At 45.5% G+C, this 17,584-nt stretch carries 17 protein-coding genes; 14 read left to right on the top strand and 3 right to left on the bottom strand.

The window, feature by feature from the left end; genetic code table 11:
* Positions 1–137: 137 nt before the first annotated feature.
* Positions 138–611 carry a DUF4293 domain-containing protein gene (locus tag K339_RS0114535; protein ID WP_028524248.1) on the bottom strand — a complete coding sequence of 158 codons (474 nt, stop codon included), beginning with the start codon at positions 609–611 and terminating at the stop codon, positions 138–140.
* A 154-nt stretch (positions 612–765) separates the two neighbouring features.
* On the opposite strand from K339_RS0114535, the gene K339_RS0114530 reads away from it, so the two are divergent.
* Positions 766–2,307, top strand: coding sequence for a YifB family Mg chelatase-like AAA ATPase (locus tag K339_RS0114530; protein ID WP_028524247.1), 1,542 nt, complete (start codon positions 766–768; stop codon positions 2,305–2,307).
* 103 nt (positions 2,308–2,410) lie between these two features.
* Here the strand turns inward: K339_RS0114530 and K339_RS0114525 are convergent, their stop codons facing one another.
* Together K339_RS0114525 and folK are read right to left on the bottom strand one after the other, a co-directional pair.
* The gene (locus K339_RS0114525) at positions 2,411–3,781 is read right to left on the bottom strand and encodes a flavin monoamine oxidase family protein (protein ID WP_028524246.1); all 1,371 of its coding nucleotides are present in this window, start codon (positions 3,779–3,781) and stop codon (positions 2,411–2,413) included.
* 8 nt (positions 3,782–3,789) lie between these two features.
* Entirely contained in the window at positions 3,790–4,293 is a 504-nt protein-coding gene (folK, locus tag K339_RS0114520; protein ID WP_028524245.1) for a 2-amino-4-hydroxy-6-hydroxymethyldihydropteridine diphosphokinase, read from the bottom strand.
* Positions 4,294–4,422: 129 nt separating this feature from the next.
* Between folK and K339_RS0114515 the strand changes: the two genes are divergently transcribed.
* The 13 genes from K339_RS0114515 (at position 4,423) to galU (ending at position 17,507) form a co-directional block, all read left to right on the top strand.
* The gene (locus tag K339_RS0114515) at positions 4,423–5,316 is read left to right on the top strand and encodes an alpha/beta hydrolase (RefSeq protein WP_028524244.1); all 894 of its coding nucleotides are present in this window, start codon (positions 4,423–4,425) and stop codon (positions 5,314–5,316) included.
* Between the two features lie 99 nt (positions 5,317–5,415).
* On the top strand, positions 5,416–5,925 hold the full coding sequence (locus K339_RS0114510) for an RNA polymerase sigma factor (RefSeq protein WP_037300380.1): 510 nt from the start codon (positions 5,416–5,418) through the stop codon (positions 5,923–5,925).
* Between the two features lie 13 nt (positions 5,926–5,938).
* The gene (locus K339_RS0114505; protein ID WP_028524242.1) at positions 5,939–6,502 is read left to right on the top strand and encodes a hypothetical protein; all 564 of its coding nucleotides are present in this window, start codon (positions 5,939–5,941) and stop codon (positions 6,500–6,502) included.
* A gap of 22 nt (positions 6,503–6,524) precedes the next feature.
* A complete protein-coding gene (locus K339_RS33705; RefSeq protein WP_051398012.1) occupies positions 6,525–7,394 on the top strand; it encodes a DUF4097 family beta strand repeat-containing protein in 870 nt (289 codons plus the stop codon).
* Positions 7,395–7,403: 9 nt separating this feature from the next.
* Complete coding sequence (locus K339_RS0114495) at positions 7,404–8,891, top strand: hypothetical protein (protein ID WP_028524241.1); 1,488 nt, start codon at positions 7,404–7,406, stop codon at positions 8,889–8,891.
* A gap of 12 nt (positions 8,892–8,903) precedes the next feature.
* Positions 8,904–10,298, top strand: coding sequence for a hypothetical protein (locus K339_RS0114490; RefSeq protein WP_028524240.1), 1,395 nt, complete (start codon positions 8,904–8,906; stop codon positions 10,296–10,298).
* 12 nt (positions 10,299–10,310) lie between these two features.
* Entirely contained in the window at positions 10,311–11,771 is a 1,461-nt protein-coding gene (locus K339_RS0114485) for a hypothetical protein (protein WP_028524239.1), read from the top strand.
* A gap of 12 nt (positions 11,772–11,783) precedes the next feature.
* A complete protein-coding gene (locus tag K339_RS0114480; protein ID WP_028524238.1) occupies positions 11,784–13,268 on the top strand; it encodes a hypothetical protein in 1,485 nt (494 codons plus the stop codon).
* Between the two features lie 115 nt (positions 13,269–13,383).
* Complete coding sequence (locus tag K339_RS0114475; protein ID WP_028524237.1) at positions 13,384–14,319, top strand: homoserine kinase; 936 nt, start codon at positions 13,384–13,386, stop codon at positions 14,317–14,319.
* A gap of 15 nt (positions 14,320–14,334) precedes the next feature.
* Positions 14,335–14,466, top strand: coding sequence for a type II toxin-antitoxin system HigB family toxin (locus K339_RS36670; protein ID WP_084332229.1), 132 nt, complete (start codon positions 14,335–14,337; stop codon positions 14,464–14,466).
* A gap of 14 nt (positions 14,467–14,480) precedes the next feature.
* The gene (locus tag K339_RS0114470; protein WP_037300378.1) at positions 14,481–14,876 is read left to right on the top strand and encodes a helix-turn-helix domain-containing protein; all 396 of its coding nucleotides are present in this window, start codon (positions 14,481–14,483) and stop codon (positions 14,874–14,876) included.
* 53 nt (positions 14,877–14,929) lie between these two features.
* Entirely contained in the window at positions 14,930–16,414 is a 1,485-nt protein-coding gene (locus K339_RS0114465) for a M28 family peptidase (protein ID WP_028524235.1), read from the top strand.
* Between the two features lie 217 nt (positions 16,415–16,631).
* Entirely contained in the window at positions 16,632–17,507 is an 876-nt protein-coding gene (gene galU, locus K339_RS0114460; protein ID WP_028524234.1) for a UTP--glucose-1-phosphate uridylyltransferase GalU, read from the top strand.
* Positions 17,508–17,584: the final 77 nt, after the last annotated feature.

Genomic DNA, 17,584 nt, shown 5'->3' with positions numbered 1-17,584 from the left:
GAGCAAAAAGTTGACTTTTTTTAAAAACAGGCTTACACGCTCTCACAAATCAACTTACAATCAAGCACTTAACCTATAAAGAGCATTTCAAAAAAGGTGCTTTTTTACCCTAAAATTAGCATAATACAAGCTTGATTTTAACGCATACGGTCTTGCGAACGAACCAGTTTTTCGTCGCGACGGATAAAACGGTTGGCCAAAACATTCGCTAGCATTGACGTCACGAGCGCGTAGAAGCCAAAACCAAAGCTACCTGTGACATTGGGCTCGAACAAATCTTTGGCTTTCCCAAAAATAAAATACATGATTAACCCCATAATGATGGTCATCAGGATAGAGTTTGCGGCACACAACCCCGACTGAAGCAAGCGGTTTTTGTACTGAGAAATGGCAAAAATTGCCACCCCCGCCACTATCCCGCCGACAAGCGCGATGTACCAAACAGGAGTAATAAACGAACTTGTTCCTTGTTCGTGAACCAATCGAAGGGCAGTAAGGTGCACCGATTGGGTGCCATCAACGGCGGTCTTGTCCCATACGGGCAAAGCCAACAAACCGACGATACCAACGGCCACTACGGCTAAAAAGAGTGTTTGAATACGTTGTAACATAATGGTACGAAAAATTGTAAATTGACGGGTCTAAATAAGTTACCAAACCTTATTTTTTTCGTCTTTTGGGTGTATAGAAAAATAAGTTCTGCCAAAAATGGACGGCAAAGGTAATCATTTGGTAATGATTGTAGCTTTAAAATCTAAAGATAATATGCTTTCAAAAACATTCGGTAGTGCGGTCTATGGTGTCAATGCCACAATGATAACCATTGAAGTAACAGTGGGGCAAGGAATGCGTTTTTTTATGGTAGGCTTGCCCGACAGCGCCGTCAAAGAAAGTGAACAGCGCGTAGAAGCCTCTCTCAAGTTTTTTGACTACCGAATGCCTCGTCAAAAAGTAGTGGTGAACCTTGCTCCCGCCGACATCCGCAAGGAGGGCTCGGCCTACGATTTGCCCATTGCCCTGTGTGTGTTGCAGGCCTCCGACCAAATCGTAACGAAGAAAAGCCTCGAAGACTACATTATCATGGGCGAACTCTCGCTGGATGGCAAACTCCGCCCCATCAAAGGCGTCCTTCCCATCGCCGTGGAAGCTCGGAAGCTTGGCTACAAAGGATTTATTTTGCCTGCTGCCAATGCCCACGAAGCCGCCATCGTCAATAGCCTCGACGTTATTCCTGTAGAAACGCTACAAGATGCCATCGGCTTTTTTGAGGAAACCAAAGAAATCACCCCGTTGAAGGTGGACACGCGCGATTTATTTTTCAATACCCTCAACGATTACGACGCTGATTTTGAACACGTTCAAGGCCAAGAAAATATCAAGCGAGCCCTCGAAATCGCCGCTTCGGGCGGGCACAATGTAATTATGATTGGCCCTCCAGGAGCGGGTAAAACGATGTTGGCCAAGCGATTACCTTCGATTTTACCCCCGTTGACGCTGCACGAATCGCTCGAAACGACCAAAATCCATTCCGTCGCAGGAAAGCTTGGTACTAAGGCATCGCTCATTGCACGGCGCCCTTTTCGCGCCCCTCACCATACCATCAGCGATGCCGCGCTGGTTGGCGGAGGCACCTTCCCACAGCCAGGCGAAATCTCGTTGGCGCACAACGGCGTGTTGTTTTTGGACGAATTACCCGAATTTAAGCGAACAGTACTCGAAGTGATGCGCCAACCGCTCGAAGAACGCCGCGTGACGATTTCTCGCACCAAATGGGCGATTGAATTTCCTGCCAACTTCATGCTTATTGCCAGCATGAACCCCTGCCCGTGCGGCTATTACAATCATCCCGAAAAAGAATGTGTTTGTCCACCTGGAACAGTTCAGCGCTATTTGAATAAAATCAGCGGGCCACTCCTCGACCGCATCGACTTGCACGTAGAAGTCACGCCCGTGTCGTTCGACCAAATTTCGTCAAACCGCAAAGCTGAAAAAAGCGAAGACATTCGCCAGCGTGTGATTACCGCCCGTGAAATTCAGACGGAGCGTTTCAAAGACAAAGAAGGGATTTATTGTAATGCCATGATGCCCTCGCCGATGGTGAAAGAGGTGTGTGAAATCAACCCCGCAGGCAAAGCCCTGCTCAAGGCCGCTATGGAACGGCTTGGGTTGTCGGCTCGGGCGTATGATCGTATTCTGAAAGTAGCTCGTACCATCGCCGACCTCGCCGCCAGTCCAGACATTAAGATTGAACACTTGGCTGAGGCTATTCAGTACCGAAGTCTAGACCGCGAAAACTGGGCAGGATAAAAGGAGTGTCGAGGGGAGAGGGGAGAATGTCGAATGCGTGTGGGGCGGGTTGCGTACAACCCGCTCTTCGTGTTAAGGGTTGCTCACAACCCGACCGCTGCAACTACACCACATCCCTCAGCAGCTCCTCCACCGCGCGGCGGCCTGATTCCATGGCACCGTGTACTGTTCCGCTGTGCCCGCCGTAGTGGGTAGCTTCTCCCGCAAAATAGACTTTACGCTGAATAGGCTGCGACAACGTTTGGCGCGTGAGTAAGCCACCGCCGTTGGGAATTGGGAAAGAGTAAGCGCCTTTGATAAAAGGTTCTTTACCCCAATCCATCACCTTGGCGTTGGTCAGGGCAGCTGTAGCCGTCCCTTTTCCGTAAATGGTGTCCAATTCTTTTAGCAAATTCTGAATAATGACCGTAGAGGTCTGTCCACTGAGTGCTTCGGCTCGTTCTCCCGTCACAAACCCTGACAACACAAACGAAGAAGTGCTTCGCCCTGCGGAACTCACCCAATATTCGGGCACTGAGCCCGACGTATAAATAGAACCCGTATTGGCCTCCCAAAACCGACGATTAAAGACCAAAGCCACTTTGATGCCCGCGCCCATTCCAATGTTGCGGATGGCCGTGAGCTTGGCTTCGGGCAGTGAGGGAGTAAATTGAATGTCGTTGGCTTGCAAAATCGACAGTGGTACCGTCACAATCACCTTATCTGCAAAACGCCGCTGGGCTTGTGCATCTTCCAAGACGATTGGACTATTGGTAAAATCAATGCGTTTGATTTGTTTATTGAGCACCACTTTAGGAATAACGTTTTTACATTTTTCTTCCAGCAACGACAACAACGAGCGATTGCCCAACAAATAATTGTCCCTTCCCGCACTCCAAGTTACTTCGGCCTCAGCTACGCCCAAAAGCCCCAAACGGCTGGCCGAGGTGCCATAATTGTTGGCAATGAGCGCATCAGGAATGTGCCGTACTTTGGCCACAAGCTTGGTGGTTTCCATGAGATGCGCCAAGGTTGTTTCGTTGCCCGAATACGCCCGTGCCTGCTGAGAAAGCAACATAGCCAAGCGAAAATCGAGGTCGGTATTCCATTGTGCTTCGGTACGAAGTAAAGTACCTATTTGATAATAATCGGTTCCAGAAGTAGGCAACAACGAAGCTCCTGACTCTTTGGCCCAATCGTACAGGGTCGATTTGCTACCACGGATTTTTTCAGCCCCCAACTCCACGTCAAAATCAGCCAGACCTTTCAACGGACGAATCCGTCCCCCGATTTGTTCGGCAGCTTCGTAGATGGTGTAATTCGCGCCCTGTTGTTCTAGCAAATAGCCCGCGTACAATCCCGCCGCTCCTGCTCCAATGATGGCGATTTGGCCTTCGTATTTGCGGGGAGCATAGGGATCTTTGGGTTGGCAATTTTCCAACGCTACGGCTCCCGTGGCGAGCAAAGTATGTTTGATAAAATCGCGACGTTGCATAGTGACAATCAATTGGTTTTAAAACGTTTAAACAAGCTCACAATCCCCTCATCCGTGCATTCATTGAGCAGTTGTTGGATTGTTTTTTTTAATAAAGGATGAACAAACTCGGGGGCAATTTCCGCGAGCGGAACCAGCGTAAACTTACGCTGATGCAGCCGTGGATGGGGTACTTCTAACTCCTCCGATGTCAGTATTTTATTGCCATAAAACAACACATCAATGTCGATAACCCGTGCTCCCCAGCGCAGTCGCCGCTCTCGTCCCAGCTCTTTTTCAATCGCAAGGGCTGCTTGCAATACGCGCTTTGCTTCTTTTTCGGTGGTCAGCAAAACGACCTGATTGAGGTAAGCGGGTTGCTCTTCAACGCCCCAAGGCGCGGTTTCGTACAACGACGATGCTGAAATGACAGGAGCGATTCGCTCCGAAATCAGCGTAATCGCCTTTGAGAGTGTTGCTTCGCGGTCGCCCAAGTTGGCTCCCAACAACAAAAAAACAGGGTACTGATTCATGCTACAAAGGTAGGTAAGGAACGGAATAATAATACGCCGAAAAATGTAAAATGTCAGACTCAGCAGAAAAGACCTACTTTTGTCTTTATAGGAAAACGACTTTAATCCTCCATTTTAAACCTAATAACCATGCTACGCTCCGTTTTTCTGTCTCTGTTTTTTTGTATCTCGGCCTTTGTAAGCATTGCCCAACAAGAAATACCGTTGTATGCAGGTGCCATTCCTAACGCCAAAGAGGCTACCAACGAAGAAAAACGCACCGCGTCGCAGGTTGTTTCTAATGTTTCGGTACCAACGTTAAGCGTGTTTCTTCCCCCAAAAGACAAAGCAACGGGCACGGCAGTGGTGATTTGTCCAGGCGGAGGGTACGGAGTGTTGGTGATAAAACGCGAAGGCTACGATGTGGCCGAGGAATTTACCAAACGCGGTATTGCGGCTTTTGTCCTAAAGTACCGTTTACCTAACGAACGTACCATGATTGACCCATCCATTGGCCCGCTGCAAGACGCTCAACAGGCGATTAAAACCGTACGCGAACGGGCCGCCGAATGGAACATTAACCCACAAAAAATCGGAATCATGGGCTTTTCAGCGGGTGGGCATTTGGCCTCTACGGCTGGTACTCATTTTGAGCGCACCGTTTTACCTAATCCTCAGGGTACTAGCCTACGTCCTGATTTTTTGGTGCTGGTTTATCCCGTCATTAGTTTTGCCGATGGAGTCGGGCACAAGGGTTCGGGCGTGAATCTTTTGGGCAAAAATGCCTCCGCCGAGCAGCTGGCACGTTATTCAAACGAACTCCAAGTAACCCAAAATACGCCTCCAGCTTTCATCACCCACGCCAGCGACGACACGGTCGTACCCGTCAAAAATAGCCTACTTTTTTACGAAGCCTTGCAGAAAAAGCGCATCTTGAGCGACCTCCACATTTATGCCAAAGGCGAACACGGCTACCTCAAAACACCATCGTTCGATGAGTGGTTTGGTCGCTGCTTGCACTGGCTCTCTACCTCAGGTTTTTAACCCTCTCATCGCTTATCTCTCAACTCTTTTTACTTATTTTTTCTCCCATTCCAACCTTCTGGGTTGTTCGGCTCCTCTTTGTAGTTGAACGTGCCACTCATGACTGAAAACGAACTGATTCAACGCTGCCTCCAACACGACCGCTCTGCGCAACGGCTGCTTTATGACCGCTACAAAACGGCCATGTACACCCTCGCGTATCGGATGACGGGCGACTTTGACCAAGCCAATAGTGTGTTGCAAGATACGTTTTTGGCCGTTTTTCAGAACTTGAGTCAGTACCGTAGTGAAGCGACGTTAGGAGCGTGGATAAAAGCGATTTTGGTTCGTAAAGCACACCGAAGCTCGCAGCAAACACCTGCTTATTTATTGATGGAAACGCTCCCCACCGATACATCGTCGGTCGATTGGGGCAACGATGCCATTGATGCTGCCCACCTCGAAAAAGTCATTTTGAGCCTACCCGAAGGTGCACGGGCGGTATTTGTGCTCATTGAGGTGGAAGGCTACACCCATCGAGAAGTAGCTGAGTTGTTGGGCGTTTCGGAAGGAACGTCGAAGTCGCAATTAAACTATGCCAAAAAGCGGCTGAGGGAGTTGTTAAAATAATAACAAGCGCATTATGTCAGACCTACTCAAACATAAACTACCTACCTACACCCCGCCCGAATCGGTTTGGGAGGCGGTGGAGCAGGGCTTAAATGAGGCTCCGTTGAAAGAAGCGCTCCAGCACTTGCCCATGCACGAACCTCCCGCGCAAGTGTGGTTGGAGTTGACAGAATCGCTACCCACTGCTCGTCCGCTACGGTGGTGGCGATACGCGGCAGCCGCCACAATAACAGGCTTGCTGTGTTTTGTTGGATACGTTTTTCTGCACTCTCCATCGGAGGACACCAAACTTACCTATTCCCAAGAAAAAGCATTCTCTAGCGCCCTGCCAGCTCAAAATGAGGCCATCGACCAACAATACGAGCAATTACAGGCGTTCTGCGAAACCAAAACACCCGTGTGCGAAAAACCAGAATTTAAGGACTTAAAACAGCAACTCGACGAACTTACCATCGCCAGCCGACAACTCAAAGAAGCTTTGGGCGAGTACAACACGGACGCCTCGCTTTCGTCTCAACTCTCTGATATTGAACACGAACGAGCGGAGTTATTGAAAAAGCTGTCAGAACGGATTTGATAATATTACACCAAAAATAGCCATGAAGAATATTTTGCACTTTATCCACAACTTTTCCCCACCTCTCTTTATCCGTTTTGGGTTTCGGGTTTGTGGTTTTGGGTTTACAGTTTTGGGTTTATGGTTTCGGGTTTTGCCCTTTGCTCCTTGCCATTGGCCACTTTTGCGGTTTTTCAGTTTTCCATTTAACATTTTGCGGTTCACCCTTTGCCTTTTGCCTTTTTACTCCTCTGCTCAAACGTTGCAGGTCATTACCAAAACAATAGAGAAAACCTTTGAAGTGCCACAATACGCAAAGGTGCAGGTATGGGGAGAGCGAAGCGACGTAGAGATAATGACTTGGAATAAAAATGAGATAAAAGCGACCATCGAGCTTACCGCAAAACACCCCACCCGCAGCACGGCTGAGAAAGATTTGGAAGCCTTGCATTATACCGCCGACCGAAAAGGAAAAACGGTGAGTCTGCACAATTTTGTGGTACTGGCCAAAAACGGAAGTAAGCCCCAATCCAACCTCAAAGCACGTTTTACGTTGTTTGTGCCGGCCAATTGCGCCGTAGAAATCCAAAACAGTTTTGGGAAGATTTTCATCAAAGGGCTACAAACTCAAACCATGCAGTTGCAAACGGAATTTTGCACCATCGAACTCCATGATTTACGCGGGACATTGACGGCCAGAACGCAGTTTGGTGCCTTACGAACGGAGAATTTCAATGGGTTATTGAGTATTTTCTCCGAACGAACCGACCTGATTTTGCAACAAATCAAAGGCGAATGTCGCGTACGTTCGCAATACGGGAGCCTTGATATTCAGACGGATAAAGCACAAGTAAAACTCGACGTAGAAACCAAAAACACCGAACTCCGCAACGGCACCGTTGCCAAACAATAAATCAAAGCCATGAAAAAAGCATTAACCGTCCTCTATTCGACACTCTACCTTCTGCACTCAACTCTCCTCTTTGTCATTCCGACCTTAGGAGGAATCTCCACCGCCTTCGCCCAAGGAGGTACCGACTCCGTTCGTCTCTCTCACTCCGAGGAAACAGGAACACTCGAAAAACAGCGCTTTATCGACCGTTACGATTATGTGTTTATGACCAAAGAGCCTACAAAATGGATGTTGAAAGGATACGGAAACATCAATAATTTGCTTGCTTCTAACCTCTTCCAAAAAGGATACGTGAAACAAGTGGTTGATTTTAGATTAGGCGCAGAATACAAGATTAGTCCTTCCTTTTCGATAGGCATTGACGTGACTCGTCTCCCTAGTCGCCCTTTGATGCCAATAGGGCTCATTGATTACTCTGATTTTTATTCGCTTAGTGTTGACAGGCTTTGGGGTACATCGGCCGAAGTTCGGTGGTACTACGATATGGCTTCTCGTATTAAAGAAGGCAAAAGCAGCAATAATTTTTCGGGAAATTATATCTCTTTTAACGTAGAAAAAGCATGGCAAAAAGAGCTCTTACCCTCAACTGGACTTTCTAGTTCTAGCAACAAATGGAACACTGATTATTTCAAACAACAATACCAATCTCAAATAAGTCTGAGTTATGGGATACAACGGCGCTTTTTTAGGTACGGACTCATTGATATGTCTTTGTCTTTGAACAGACGAACGGACGAACAAATCCACCGAAAATTAACCTTCTTAAACGGTGATAACTCCGTAAAACAACCCGTTGATTGGAACAACATTCAAGAAAGTATTACTTCTGGCTCTCAACACAATTGGTCTATTACCACCAACTTCAAAGTAGGAGTCGCGCTGGCTGATTTCAAAAAAACAGCGAAAATACCCGCCTGTGATGTATTTCAATGCCTTGAAAATGAAAACAATTTATGGAAATTTAGCTGGCCACAAATCCACCTAAGCCCATCCACGCAAATAGTTATGAGCAGCATTGGGTATGAACAAAAAATCGCTAAGTCACCATTCTCGATCAACACGTACCTGAACCTATATGCTTCCAATCGCTCCCAAGAAAATGTAGCACAGTATGACCTTGCGACAGAAACTCATTTTACAAGTAATATCCAAAGCTTGAGTTTAGCCGCGCAGTTACATATTCAACCACGATGGTACTTATTAATGAATCGTCAAATGCGTTTAGGAAAGGCTGGCAATAACTTATCGGGTCTTTATGCTGGGTTGAATAATGTTTTTTTGAGTTCATACGGATACACCAAAAACGACCGATACAAGAACTCATTCGGCAACAGTGCTTTTTTCGTAAACACGGGATTGATGCTAGGCTACCAGCGAAAATTATTTAAGAATGGCTTTGTTGATCTAAACCTTACAAAGGGACTATTGGAAAGGACTCCCTACATACTGGGACGAAACAATTTCATTCTTGATTTCAAACTCGGCTTCGCCCTCTAACCACCCCAAGCCATGAAAAAAGCATTCACCCTCCTCTATTCGACACTCTGCCTTCTGCAATCGACACTCCTCTTTGTCATTCCGACAGTAGGAGGAATCTCCACCGCCTTCGCCCAAGGGAGCGCTGATTCCGTCCGCATCACCCACACGCAAGAAGCAGGTACGCTCGAAAAGCAGCGGTTTATTGACCGCTACGACTATGTGTTTATGACGAAGGAGCCGACGAAGTGGATGCTGAAAGGGTATTTATCAGCCAGTCCTGTTCCTCGTTTGCAGTTACGAGGGCCAAGCAATGAAATCTCAGGGAGCTTACCTAGTTCGTTATCCTATGCTTTTGGCTATGAACATAAAATTGGCTCCTCCTTCTCCATTGATGTAGGTTTAAGCGGGGGCTACATTAATGATTTTCAATGGTCATCTCATTTTGCCAGCGCCGAAATCCGCTGGTTTTATGATATGAAAAAACGCTTACAGAAAGGTTTACAAGCCAACAATCTAACAGGTTCGTATATAGGTTTTAAATACGGACAAGCGTTTGAAATCCCTTCTATTAAGTTTGTAACCACGTTACTACAAGTACCATTTATCGGAAACCAATCCAATGAGTGGTATAAGAATTCTCAAATTTTTGTTTTAAAATTAGGTACTCAAAAAAGATTTTTCGGACGAGGGTTTGCCGACTTCTCTCTCAATATCGGGCGCACTACCTACGATTTGACCCTACCTAATCAATCCAGTATCAATATTCCCGCCCCCAAAGATGAATGGTTTCTATTTTCGGATGTAAAATTTGGTTTAGGGTTTACTTCTGCCCAAAAAACAACCGCTCTTAATGCCAGCAATTGCAACGTTTGGAAGTGCTTTAAAGAAGAAAATCAACTTTTTAAAATCAATATTGCCTCACCTTTCACCCTTACCAATCGCCAATTTAACTTCTCGCTCCCCATTTCGTATGAAAGAAAAATTGCCAAATCTGCTTGGTCAATCAATACGGAGTTAAATCTCTCTTTTTCATACTTGAGCCGAAAAGCACTCCAATCATTTGGCTCGCAATTTTTGGTAGCTGGCGGTGCCTTTTTAGTACAGCCTAGGTACTATTACAATTTAAAGAAGCGAATACGTGAAGGGAAATCGGCCAATAACCTTTCGGGCAACTACTTTGCTATTATGGGCAGTCAACTGTTGTCCTTTAGCGACATGGACTATAATCCTGTTTTTCAAGTGAAACGAGAAACACATTGGAGCAACACCAGAGCGGCCTACGCGACCTGGGGAATGCAAAGAAGGATATTTGAGAAAGGCTTTTTTGATTTTCAGCTCGGATTGCTCTACAAGGAACGCTCTACAACTAAGAATCAGCCAATTTTTGAACCTTACAGCAGTTTCAAACTCGGCTTCGCCCTCTAACCACCCCAAGCCATGAAAAAAGCACTAACTGTCCTCTATTCGACCCTCTGCCTTCTGCAATCGACACTCCTCTTTGTCATTCCGACCTTAGGAGGAATCTCCACCGCCTTCGCACAAGGGAGCGCTGATTCCGTCCGCATCACCCACACGCAGGAAGCGGGTACGCTGGAAAAGCAGCGGTTTATTGACCGCTACGACTATGTGTTTATGACGAAGGAGCCGACGAAGTGGATGGGAAAAATATTTACAAATTTAAGTGCATTTGAAGTACCAAAATCCATTGACAAAGACTATTTTAGAAATAATACCGACTTGCGTGTAGGGGTAGAACACAAAGTAACCCCTTCTTTTTCAATTGGTTTAGACATTACTCGAAACAAAGCTTTGCCATTTAGGAAATCCCGTTTTTATGACGAAAATCCATATCAGGCTTATATTTATTTTGCCCATAACCCACCTGCGGCTCGTTGGATTACGTCAGTTGATTTAAAATGGTACTATGACATGGCATTGCGTATTCGACAAGGTAAGAGTGTGAATAACTTTTCTGGCAATTATTTCTCACTTAAATTTGAAAAAGCATGGAATGAAGAGAATTTTAGTACTACTTTATTTAGGTATAACGAGACAGATTATTATGCCCAATATTATTCTCATCAGGTTAGTTTATCCTACGGAATACAACGTCGTTTTTTTCAATTTGGACTTGCCGACTTTTCCATTTCTCTAAATAGAAGCACCGATCAGATTGTACACCGCAAATTAAGCTCTCTAGACAACAATACTCCTATCAAATTTCCGATTCAGTGGAGTACTATCAAAGAAGAAATCTTCTACAAACCCGACCATAATTGGTCTATTTCCACCAATTTTAAAGTCGGCATTGCATTTGCTGACATTGTCAAAGGCGCACAAACTCCTTACTGTGAAGCATTTCAATGTTTGGTCAACGAGCAGTCTTTATGGAAATTTAGCTGGCCACAATTACGTTTAAGTCCTGTTTCTCAAACCATTAATGGGAGTATCGGGTTCGAACAAAAAATATTGCGCTCTGCTTTTTCGCTCAATACATACTGGAACTATTCACTAAACCACCTCAGGCAAGATAGTTTTTTCGAAACAACTCCTACGCTACCTTTCACTTATAGCATTGTCAACTTCATCAATCTCCAACCACGATGGTACTTTCTAATGCGTACACTCAACAAAGCAGGAAAAGTTGGGAATAATTTATCAGGCCCTTATGCTGGCTTGAACATACTCACTGCTGGAATTTATTCTAAATCCAAATCACTCCAAGTCCCATTTAGGTACTGTTATACAGGCGCATTAGTGGGTTTTCAACAAAAAATATTCAATCGTGGCTTTATTGACATTAGCCTGTCCAAGCCTTTTCACGAATCCGCGAAAAGTCTAACAGCGTTTTATAATAAAAGACCCGTTTTTGACTTCAAACTCGGCTTCGCCCTCTAACCACCCCAAGCCATGAAAAAAACACTAACTGTCCTCTATTCGACACTCTGCCTTCTGCAATCGACACTCCTCATTGTCATTCCGACCTTAGGAGGAATCTCCACCGCATTCGCCCAAGGGAGCAGCGATTCCGTCCGTATCACCCACACGCAGGAAGCGGGTACGCTCGAAAAGCAGCGGTTTATTGACCGTTATGACTATGTGTTTATGACGAAGGAGCCGACGAAATGGATGCTGAAAGGGTATGGAGACATCATTAACTTACTTGCTTCTCACCTCTTCCAAAGAAGCTACGTAAAGCATGTAGTTGACTTTAGACTAGGTGCAGAATACAAGATAAATCCGTCTTTTTCAATAGGTGTTGACGTAACTCGCCTTGCCAATCGTCCTGTAACTCCTGACGGACTTACCGATTACTCCTACATTTATTCGTCTAACTTTAGTAGGAATTGGAGGACATCGGCAGAACTGCGGTGGTACCACGACATGGCTTCTCGCATCAAACAAGGAAAAAGCAGTAACAACTTCTCTGGAAATTATGTGTCTCTCCGCTATGAAAAACTTTGGCAAAATAATCAGTCCATTAGCAACAGTCTCTCTGGCTACAATGGAAAATGGGATACCGATTATTTCAGTAACTACTACAATTCCCAACTAAGTCTGAGTTACGGGATACAACGGCGTTTATTTAGATACGGACTCATTGACATGTCTTTATCATTGAACCGAAGAACTGACCAACAAGTCCACCGACAACTGACCTTCTTGGACGGAGATAATTCTGTGAAACAACCCATTGATTGGAACAACATTCGTCAAAGTATTACTTCAAAACCTCAGCACAATTGGTCTATCACCACCCATTTCAAAATAGGGGTCGCACTAGCCGATTTCAAAAAAACGGCAAAAACTCCCCATAACCTATTGCAATGCCTCGAAAACGAACGTAGTTTGTGGAAGTTTAGCTGGCCTAAAATTCATCTAAGTACCTCTACCCAACTATTTCACGGAAGCATCGGGCATGAACACAAAATCGCCCAGTCGCCGCTCTCCATCAACTCATATTTGGACTTATCGGCTTCCAATGCTTTCCAAAAAAACGTATCACTCTATAACCCTGAAACAGGGACGTCTTTCAGAGGGAATAGCCAAGGGTTGATTTTGACAGCGAAGTTGGCTATTCAACCGCGTTGGTATTTGTTTATGAATCGCCAAATGCGTTTGGGTAAATCTGGCAATAACCTGTCAGGGCTTTATGCGGGGCTGAATACCATTTTTTTCGGGTCACATAGTTCTTTAAAAACCGAGCTTTACAAAAATTCATTCACCTTTACTCCTACATTCATCAATACAGGATTATTGCTAGGCTACCAACGAAAATTATTCAAAAATGGCTTTGTTGACCTAAACCTTACAAAAGGATTATTGGACAGAAAACCCTACGTTTTGGGTATTAATAACTTCCTTCTCGACCTCAAACTCGGCTTCGCACTCTGATTAACATTTTACTCTCTTTTACTCCTCACGGCACGGCTTTTGAAGTCGTGCTGTTTTTTTAGGTTTTTATGTACTTTTGTCAAATTATCACTCCGCCTTATCATCTGATTGACACATGGATTACATTAAAGCTTTTGCCCCTGCTACTGTTGCCAACGTAGCCTGCGGGTTTGATATTTTTGGATTTGCCCTCGACCAACCTGGCGACATCGTCGAACTTCGCAAACGCGACGAACCAGGAGTGGTTATCAAAGATATTATCGGCGACAACGGCCGCCTCCCCCGCAATCCCGAACGTAACGCCGTGACGGTGGTCATGCTCAAGTTTTTACAACACATCGGATCTAACCAAGGCGTAGAAGTAGTTTTACACAAAAATATGCCATTGGGGAGCGGAATGGGCTCAAGTTCAGCGAGTTCAGTAGTTGGGGTATTTGCCATCAATGAACTATTGGGAAGCCCCCTTTCCCGCCAAGAGTTGCTACCGTTTGCAATGGAAGGTGAGCGAATTGCCTGCGGAGCTGCCCACGCCGACAATGTGGGGCCTTCGCTGTTAGGCGGCTTTGTCGTCATCCGCAGTTATACGCCTCTCGACGTATTTAAGGTGAAAGTTCCCGATGAACTATACTGCACGCTCGTTCACCCCGACGTGGAAGTCAACACCAAAGACGCGCGTTACATTCTCCGCAACGAGGTTTCGCTCAAAAATACCATTTCTCAAATGGGCAACGTAGCGGGTTTGATTGCAGGGCTGATGCAAGAAGACTATGAGCTGGTGAGTCGCTCTATGGTAGATGTGATTATCGAACCCGTACGCTCGATTCTCATTCCTGAATTTGACCACGTAAAACAAGCTGCCCTCGACAACGGCGCTTTGGGTTGCAGTATTTCGGGAGCGGGGCCTTCGATGTTTGCTTTGAGCCGTGGCCGCGAAACCGCCGACCGTGTTGCCAAAGCCATGAGTGAAGCGTTCGGAAGTGTCGGTATCACTACCAAAAGCTACGTTTCTCAAATCAACCAAGACGGGCCAAAGATTTTGGAAAGTGCATAACTTTTCTAACTTCCCATTGTTTTTAACATTGCCCGTAATAAATACCGACTGATTGCGAAGTTCGAGTATGAGAAAAAGCTGGTTTTTGTAAGGTTTATCGGGACACACAAAGAGTACGATAACATTAAAGATATTGCCCATATCTAACATTTCTAAAAATCATGGCTAAACTAGACATATCAACAATAAAAATTGAGCCCATTACAAACGAAGAACAGTTTGCCAATGCCTCGGCAATTATTGATGAATTGATTGATGCCGACCTTATCCAAGATGAAGTTGAGCGCCAAAAAGCACTAGATATTTTGGAAGCTATAACCATTCTGGCCAGTGAATACGAGAAAAAGCACTATCCTATTCCTAAGCCTGACCCCATCGAAGCCATCAAAGAGCGTATTGAACAACTTCAACTAACTCAAAAAGAAGTAGCGCCTTACTTCGGAGGAGAAAACAGGGTATCGGAAGTCCTAAACAAAAAGAGAAACCTTACCCTTAAAATGATAAAACAAATCCACAAGCACTTGGGTATTCCTGCCGAAATACTTTTAGCTTACTAATTATTCTTCCTCCTAAACATCCAAACATAAACCAATCATCAACATACATTTTTATGCGTTTTAGTAGTAAAAGCACAGCCATTTTGTTTGCCTTGGCGTCGCAATTCGCGATAGCACAAGCCCCAAAAAAGTTACCCGAAACCCAATATCCTCGGGCGGAAGTTGAAATGCACATGCGTTTTTTAGCTTCTGACGAACTACAAGGCCGCCGAACGGGCGAACAGGGCAATTTGGTAGCATCGCGCTACATCGCCGAGCAATTTCGCGTTTTAGGCATCAAACCCGCTCCTGGCCAAACCGATTATTTACAGTCGGTTCCTTTTGCCATTCAGAAATCAGCGAAAGAGGGCGTCCTCATTGCCAACAACGACACCTTACGGGTCAACAAAGAATTTGTGATTTTGGGAAGTGCCCCTGCTAACCTCACCGCCGACATTGTTTTTGTAGGCTATGGCCTAGCCGACGACTATAAAACCGACGTAAAAGGCAAAATTGTGGTGGCTCAGATTGGAACGCCCGACTCAAAAACACCCCAAGAACTTTTTACGGCTTCCAACGAAAAACGAAAACTAGCGACGCAAAAAGGAGCTGCATTGTTGATTGAGTTGTTTACGGCACAAATCCCGTGGTCGTTTGCTTCTCGCTATTTTGGGGGTGAAAAAACCAGCCTTGACAATGGCTTAGGCGACGCTGTGGCGCACGTGTGGGTCAATGGACAACAGAAAAAATATGCCGATTTGTTTAAAAGTGGCGCTACTCAAGCTACCTTCAAAACGACTGGACGTGAACAAACCTCCGTCAAATCGCACAATGTAGTAGGCGTAATTGAGGGTACTGACCCTGTCCTTAAAAACGAATATGTGGTCGTAACCGCGCACTTCGACCACGTCGGAATGGGCAAAAAAGGAGGGAATACTTATACCGCTGCCGACAGTATTTTCAACGGTGCGCGCGATAACGCCTTCGGAACGGTAGCTATGCTTACGGCGGCCAAAACTCTCTCGCTCAAGCCTACCAAACGTTCTATTTTGTTGATTGCCTACACGGGCGAAGAAGTGGGTTTGCTGGGCAGTAAATACTACGCTGATCATCCACTTGTTCCACTCAATCAATGCGTTTTTAACCTCAACAGCGACGGTGCGGGCTACGCCGACAAAACGCTTGTATCCGTCATTGGACTTGACCGCACCAACTGCAAAGCCGAAATCGAAGCGGGTTGTAAGGCATTTGGATTAGGTGTTTTTGGAGACCCATCGCCCGAGCAAGGGCTATTTGACCGCTCAGACAACGTTAGTTTAGCGGCTAAAGGTATTCCTGCTCCTGATTTTGCCCCTGGTTTTAAGAGCTTCGACGGCGAAATTGCCAAGTATTACCACCAAGCTGCCGACAACCCCGACTCGGTCGATTTTGATTATTTGCTCAAATTCTGCCAATCGTTTGCCTATACGGCGCGTCTCATTGGCAACAAATCAGAAAAACCGTACTGGATTTCAGGCGACAAATACGAACCTGCCGCAAAAGCGTTGTATGGGAAATAAGTGTTAATTTTAATAACCACGTCCTTTAAGGCGTGGCACAAAATAAATTAAGTGGATTCGGCTTTAGCCCTGAATTTTTGGTATATTATATAAGAAAATATCAAGGCTAAAGCCACAAAATGGTTATATCTTTTTATCCCCAGCCTAAAGGCTTGGGGTTAAAAAGATACAATTTTGTCAGAAGCAAAATCATACGTTCTATTTTTTAATCCCCACAATGATTCGTAAAGCCGTTATACCCGCCGCAGGTTTAGGTACTCGATTTTTACCTGCAACTAAGTCTCAACCCAAGGAAATGCTTCCTATCATCGATACCCCTACGATTCAATACGTAGTACAAGAAGCGGTGGATTCGGGAATTGAGGATATTCTTATTATTACTGGCCGTGGAAAACGCGCCATCGAAGACCATTTCGACCGTAATGTGGAATTGGAAGCAAAACTCGAAGAAAAACAAGACGAATTGCTTTGGAACGAAATGCGCCGTCTTTCGGACATGGCCAATATCCACTACGTTCGCCAAAGGGAAACCAATGGATTGGGTGATGCCATCTATTACGCCAAACAACACGTAGGAAACGAACCTTTTGCCGTACTTCTGGGCGATACCATCATGGATTCCGTGATTCCTGTAACGCAACAACTCATCGACACCTACGAGCAATACCAAAGCACAGTGATTGCCGTCGAAACGGTTCCGCGTGAGAAAGTAAACCGTTATGGCATTGTGGGTGGAGAAGCTTTGAGCGAAACCATCATGAAACTTGATAGCCTCATCGAAAAGCCTTCGATTGAGTCTGCGCCTTCTAATCTTGCGATTGCAGGTCGTTATATTCTTTCGCCCGAAATTTTTACGGCTATCGAGAAAACAGAAAAAGGGAAAGGCGGAGAAATCCAGTTGACCGACTCCTTCCAACTCTTGCTACGTCGGGAAAATATCTACGCGCACCGCATCGAAGGCGAACGCCACGATATTGGCAATAAACTTGATTTCTTAAAAACTACCGTCAAATTTGCGCTCAAGCGTAAGGAGTTTTCGGCTCCTTTCTTGAAGTTTTTGCGCGAAACGTTGGCGGAATATGAAGGTAAATAAGGCATTTGTCAAGCCGTTGGCATCTAAAAGCCTATTTAATGTACCCACAAATAGACGCTTACAGCGTGACAAAAACC

The organism is Runella limosa DSM 17973 (assembly GCF_000482465.1).
In the GTDB taxonomy this organism is placed as follows: domain Bacteria; phylum Bacteroidota; class Bacteroidia; order Cytophagales; family Spirosomataceae; genus Runella; species Runella limosa.
The sequence above is the reverse complement of the archived record's forward strand: the minus strand, read 5'-3'. Positions and strand labels throughout refer to the sequence as shown.

Excerpts from the sequence above, each read along its gene's own strand:
- K339_RS0114510 (WP_037300380.1), top strand. The coding sequence starts at position 5,416 with ATGACTGAAAACGAACTGATTCAACGCTGCCTCCAACACGACCGCTCT.
- K339_RS0114465 (WP_028524235.1), top strand. The coding sequence starts at position 14,930 with ATGCGTTTTAGTAGTAAAAGCACAGCCATTTTGTTTGCCTTGGCGTCG.
- folK (WP_028524245.1), bottom strand. The coding sequence starts at position 4,293 with ATGAATCAGTACCCTGTTTTTTTGTTGTTGGGAGCCAACTTGGGCGAC.
- K339_RS0114485 (WP_028524239.1), top strand. The coding sequence starts at position 10,311 with ATGAAAAAAGCACTAACTGTCCTCTATTCGACCCTCTGCCTTCTGCAA.
- K339_RS0114490 (WP_028524240.1), top strand. The coding sequence starts at position 8,904 with ATGAAAAAAGCATTCACCCTCCTCTATTCGACACTCTGCCTTCTGCAA.
- K339_RS0114495 (WP_028524241.1), top strand. The coding sequence starts at position 7,404 with ATGAAAAAAGCATTAACCGTCCTCTATTCGACACTCTACCTTCTGCAC.
- K339_RS0114525 (WP_028524246.1), bottom strand. The coding sequence starts at position 3,781 with ATGCAACGTCGCGATTTTATCAAACATACTTTGCTCGCCACGGGAGCC.
- K339_RS0114470 (WP_037300378.1), top strand. The coding sequence starts at position 14,481 with ATGGCTAAACTAGACATATCAACAATAAAAATTGAGCCCATTACAAAC.
- K339_RS0114535 (WP_028524248.1), bottom strand. The coding sequence starts at position 611 with ATGTTACAACGTATTCAAACACTCTTTTTAGCCGTAGTGGCCGTTGGT.
- K339_RS33705 (WP_051398012.1), top strand. The coding sequence starts at position 6,525 with ATGAAGAATATTTTGCACTTTATCCACAACTTTTCCCCACCTCTCTTT.
- K339_RS0114515 (WP_028524244.1), top strand. The coding sequence starts at position 4,423 with ATGCTACGCTCCGTTTTTCTGTCTCTGTTTTTTTGTATCTCGGCCTTT.
- galU (WP_028524234.1), top strand. The coding sequence starts at position 16,632 with ATGATTCGTAAAGCCGTTATACCCGCCGCAGGTTTAGGTACTCGATTT.
- K339_RS0114475 (WP_028524237.1), top strand. The coding sequence starts at position 13,384 with ATGGATTACATTAAAGCTTTTGCCCCTGCTACTGTTGCCAACGTAGCC.
- K339_RS0114530 (WP_028524247.1), top strand. The coding sequence starts at position 766 with ATGCTTTCAAAAACATTCGGTAGTGCGGTCTATGGTGTCAATGCCACA.
- K339_RS0114505 (WP_028524242.1), top strand. The coding sequence starts at position 5,939 with ATGTCAGACCTACTCAAACATAAACTACCTACCTACACCCCGCCCGAA.
- K339_RS0114480 (WP_028524238.1), top strand. The coding sequence starts at position 11,784 with ATGAAAAAAACACTAACTGTCCTCTATTCGACACTCTGCCTTCTGCAA.